The organism is Streptomyces sp. adm13(2018), assembly GCF_008042145.1.
GTDB lineage: Bacteria > Actinomycetota > Actinomycetes > Streptomycetales > Streptomycetaceae > Streptomyces.
The window spans coordinates 1-3,437 of record NZ_RDBH01000279.1 but is presented as its reverse complement, the minus strand read 5'-3'; the positions used below and the strand labels follow the sequence as shown (position 1 = coordinate 3,437).

General features: G+C 73.7%; 3 protein-coding genes. All 3 read left to right on the top strand.

Annotated features, from left to right (window positions below):
- Positions 1–18: 18 nt before the first annotated feature.
- Positions 19–1,317 (top strand): sensor histidine kinase, encoded by a 1,299-nt coding sequence (locus tag EAO70_RS36600; RefSeq protein ID WP_148007089.1) that lies wholly within the window; start codon positions 19–21, stop codon positions 1,315–1,317.
- On the top strand, positions 1,314–1,982 hold the full coding sequence (locus EAO70_RS36595; RefSeq protein ID WP_148007088.1) for a response regulator: 669 nt from the start codon (positions 1,314–1,316) through the stop codon (positions 1,980–1,982). Before EAO70_RS36600 ends, EAO70_RS36595 begins: the two co-directional genes overlap by 4 nt.
- A 166-nt stretch (positions 1,983–2,148) precedes the next feature.
- The coding region (locus EAO70_RS36590; protein ID WP_261993240.1) for a cytochrome ubiquinol oxidase subunit I at positions 2,149–3,437 on the top strand (1,289 nt) is incomplete at its 3' end.

Genomic DNA, 3,437 nt, shown 5'->3' with positions numbered 1-3,437 from the left:
CCGCCTATCCTTCGACGCATGCCCCTCCCCCACCGTTCCCCCGACGGCGGGCGTCTCGCGCCACGGGCCGCCGATGCCGCCGTGGCCGGTGCCGTCCTGCTCGTCGTCGCCGTCTGGACGCTCGTCTCCGCGCGGTACGCGAGCGAGCCCCCCGCCCGGACGGCGCTCGGCTGGGCGCTGATCCTGGTCGGCTGCGGGGCGCTGTACGTCCGGCGGCGGCAGCCGGTCGCCGTCTCCGTGGTCACGCTGCTCGCCTGCGTCGTCTACTACCCGCTGTCCGCGCAGGACGGCCCGCTGATGATCGCCTTCGCGCTCGCGCTGTACACGACCGCCGCCGAGGGCCGCTTCGCCGCCGCCGTCGCGCTGGCCGCCGTGACGCTCCTCGCGGTCGGGCTCGGCGAGATCCGGCAGCGGCCCGGGCACCGGCAGATCGACGACACGTCCCTGGTCATGCTGGCCGGCTGGCTGATCAGCCTGGTGGCGGTGGGCCGGGCCCAGCGCACCCGGGCCGCCTATCTGCACGAGGTGGAGCAGCGGGCGCTGGCCGCCGAACGGGAGCAGGAGGCGCGGGCCCGGCAGAGCGCCACCGAGGAGCGGCTGCGGATCGCCCGGGAGGTGCACGACGTGCTCGGTCACAGCATCTCGCTGATCAACGTCCAGTCGGGAGCCGCGCTCCACCGCCTCGGCAAGGGGCCCGCGCCGGAGGCCGGGCTCGCCACCGCCACCGAGGCCCTCCAGGCGGTCAGGTCCACGAGCAAGGACGCGCTGCGCGAGCTGCGGGCGACCCTCGGAGTGCTCCGCCGGGCCGACGAGCCGACGCCGACGGCCCCGTCCCCCTCGGGGCTCACGCTCCTCGGCGACCTCGCCGCCCGCGCGCGTGGCGCCGGTCTCGACGTCCGTACGGAGGCCACGGGCACCGCGGTGGCCCTGCCGCCGCCCGTCGACCTGGCCGCGTACCGGATCGTGCAGGAGTCGCTCACGAACGTCACCCGCCACGCGGGCGCGAGGACCGTCCGCATCACCCTCGACTGGGAAGCCGCCGCCGTGCGGCTGCGGATCGCGGACGACGGCGGGGGCGCGCCGGAGGACCGGCCGCTCGGCAGCGGTGTCCGCGGCATGGCCGAGCGGGCCCGCGCGCTGGGCGGCGAACTGACCGCCGGGAACGGCGAGGGCGGCGGTTTCCTGGTCGACGCCCGACTGCCGTTCCCCGAACGACCCACGGCGACCGAACCGCCCACACCACCCACGGCGACCACACCGCCCACCACCGAACCCACCGCGTCCGAGCGCGACGCGGCCGAGAGGGACCCCCGATGATCCGTGTCGTGCTCGCCGACGACCAGAACCTGGTCCGGGCCGGCTTCCGGTCGATCCTCTCCGACGAGGAGGACCTGGAGGTCGTCGGAGAGGCCGGCGACGGCGAGCAGGCCATCGCGCTCGCCCGCGCACTGCGGCCGGACGTGGTCCTGATGGACATCCGCATGCCGGTCCTCGACGGTCTGGAGGCCACTCGCCGCATCACCGCCGACGAACGGCTCGTAGGCGTACGGGTGGTCATCCTGACGACCTTCGACGCGGACGACCACGTGTACGGGGCGCTTCGCGCGGGTGCCTCGGGGTTCCTGGTGAAGGACACCGAGCCGATGGAACTGCTGCACGCCGTCAGGGTGGTGGCGCGCGGCGACGCCCTGATCGCGCCGGCCGTGACCCGCCGGCTGATCGCCGAGTTCGCGGGCCGGGCCGACCGGCAGCCGGATCCGAGCCCCCGGCTCAACGCCCTCACCGAGCGGGAGCGCGAGGTCCTCGGCCTGGTCGGCGCCGGGCTCTCCAACGACGAGATCGCCGGCCGGCTCGTCCTGTCCCCCGCGACCGCCAAGACCCACGTCAGCCGGATCATGACGAAACTGGCGGTACGGGACCGGGCCCAGCTGGTGATCCTGGCGTACGAGTCGGGGATGATCACGCCGGGCTGGCTGGCCTGACCGAGGGCCGGTCGGCGGGTCCCGGCCCGGGCGCCCCCGGGGCACGGCGGACCCTCCGGTGCGACTCACGGAGTACGCGCGCGTGCCCGGGCACAACCCCCGGGGTACGGCCACTGTCCACCCCGGGGTGACGCCGCGGTCCCGGTCGTACGCCGACGCTGACCGGGTGAACCAGGACGTACTCGATCTCGCGCGGCTCCAGTTCGCCCTCACGGCGGGCGGCCACTTCCTGTTCGTCGCCCTCACCCTGGGGCTCGCGACCGTCGTCGCCGTCCTCCAGACCCGGGCCACGTTCAGCCGCGAGCCGCTGCACGCGCGCATGGTGCGGTTCTGGGGCCAGCTGTACGTGATCAACTACGCGGTCGGCATCGTCACCGGTCTGGTGATGGAGTTTCAGTTCGGCATGGCGTGGAGCGGGCTCACCCACGAGGCGGGGAACATCCTCGGGGCCTCGCTCGCCGTCGAGACGATCGTGGCGTTCTTCGTCGAGTCGACCTTCCTCGGCCTGTGGATCTTCGGCTGGCACCGCCTCAACCGGTGGGCCCACCTGGCCGCGATCTGGGTCGTCGTCCTCACCGCCTACGTCTCGGCGTACTGGATCCTCGTCTCCAACGGCTTCCTCAACCACCCCGTCGGCCACCGCTCCGAGCACGGCGAGCTCGTCCTCGCCGACCCGGTCGCGGTCCTGACCAACCCCTCGGCACTGCTGGCCTTCGGCCACGTCATCGCGGGCGCGCTGCTCACGGCGGGGTTCTTCATGGCGGGGGTGAGCGCCTACCACCTGTTCCGGCGCAGCCCGGAGTGGGAGTTCTTCGGCCGGAGCCTGCGGATCGGGGTGTTCCTGTCGGCACCCGCGCTGATGGTGACCGCCGTCTTCGGCGGGGTGCAGCTCGCCGTCCTCGACGCCTTCCAGCCGATGAAGTCGGCCGTGTTCCGGGGCGAGTCGGCGGAGATCGCGCGGGTCCAGGCGGAGCTGACGGAACGTTTCGGTCCCGGCGACTACGTGCCCTCCGAGGCCTGGACCCGGGGCGGCGCGCTGGTGATGCTGATCTGCTTCGCGCTGATGATGTACCTGTGCTTCGCCGGGGTGATCCTGGCCGCCTTCCGGAAGGCCGTCTTCCGGTTCCGCCCGTGGCATGTCGTCCTGATGGCGGCCGTCCCGCTGCCGTACATCGCGATGATCAGCGGCTGGGTCTTTCGGGAGTCCGGGCGGCAGCCCTGGGTGGTCTACGGCCTGCTCAGGACCGAGGACGCGGTCTCCGACCTCTCCCCCGGCACGATGCGCCTCTCCCTGACGGTCTTCACGACGGTCTTCGTCCTCCTCGCGGCCCTCAACACCTGGCTCCTCACCCGGCACGCCCGCCGCGGCCCGGTCGAGGCCGGCCTCGGCCGGGCCGCGGCGGGCGTGCCGGGTGAGGAGCCAGGTGTTGAGGGCCGCGAGGAGGACGAAGACCG